Here is a 1,213-nt window from a genome sequence, read left to right on the forward strand (position 1 = left end):
CGCGGGCCTCGCTCGCCGCGACGCTCGCCGCCGACCCCGAACTGCTGTTACTCGACGAACCGACGAACGACCTCGACGACGACGCCTGGGAATGGCTCCTCCGACGGCTCCGCGCCCACCGCGGCACGGTCGTTGCAGCGACCCACGACCGCGCGTTCCTCGAGGCGCTGACCGACGTCGTCTGGGAGGTCGACGCCCGCACGGTGGCTCGCCACGGCGACGGGTATGCGGGCTACGTCGCGGCGAAGGCGCGCGAGCGCCGGCAGGCGATCGAGGCGCATGCAGCGTGGACGGAGGAGCTCGCCCGGCATCGGCAGCTCGCCTCGGCGAACGCCGCCCGCGTCGACGCGATCCCGCGCAGGATGGAGAAGGCGGGCATGGGCATCGGGCAGTTCCGCATGCGCAGCCGCGACCACGGCTCGACGAGTCGCATCCGGAACGCCAAGGAGCGCGTCGCGAGGCTCGTCGAGCACCCGGTCGCACCACCGCCGGAGCCGCTCGCGTTCACGCCGCGACTCGCGACGACGAGTGCAGCGGGTGCCGCGACCGCCACCGACCTCGCCGTCGAGCTCACCGCCGTGCGGGTCGGCGAACGGCTCGCCGTCGACCACCTGCGCGTCGACCCGGGTGAGCGACTGCTCGTCACCGGGCCGAACGGCGCGGGCAAGACGACCCTGCTGCGGCTCATCGCGGGTCAGCTGCTCCCCGACATCGGCACCGTGACGGCGCCGCGACGCATCGGTCACCTGCAGCAGGCGAGCACGATCACCCCGACCGACGAGTCGCTCATCGAGGCGTTCGCCGCGCGAGCCCGACTCGACCTCGACACGGCCGAGGCGACGCTGGGCTCGCTCGGGCTCTTCCGGCCCGACGATCTCGGGTTGCCGCTGTCGGCGCTCTCCTACGGCCAGCGCCGACGGCTCGAGCTCGCACTGCTCGTGGCCTCGCGACACGACGTGCTGCTGCTCGACGAGCCGACCAACCACCTCGCCCCCGTGCTCGTCGACGAACTCGAGCTCGCGCTCGAGGGCTTTCCGGGCACGGTCGTGCTCGTCTCGCACGACCGGCGCATGCGGGCGCGGTTCGTCGGGCGCCGGCTGCACGTGAGCGGTGGCCTGATCGGCGCCTGAGGCGGCCGGCGCACGAGAACGCCCGACCGGTCGACCCGGCCGGGCGTTCGGGGTGCGGGCGAGCGGATGCCGCGGCATCCGCT

1 protein-coding gene is annotated in these 1,213 nt (G+C 73.9%); it reads left to right on the plus strand.

The window, feature by feature from the left end; translation table 11 throughout:
* Positions 1-1,130: ATP-binding cassette domain-containing protein (locus ACFTQE_RS20100; RefSeq protein WP_376926732.1), on the plus strand; the 1,130-nt coding region annotated here is incomplete at its 5' end.
* Positions 1,131-1,213: the final 83 nt, after the last annotated feature.

This window comes from Agromyces sp. NPDC056965 (genome assembly GCF_042673425.1).
Classification (GTDB): Bacteria; Actinomycetota; Actinomycetes; order Actinomycetales; family Microbacteriaceae; genus Agromyces.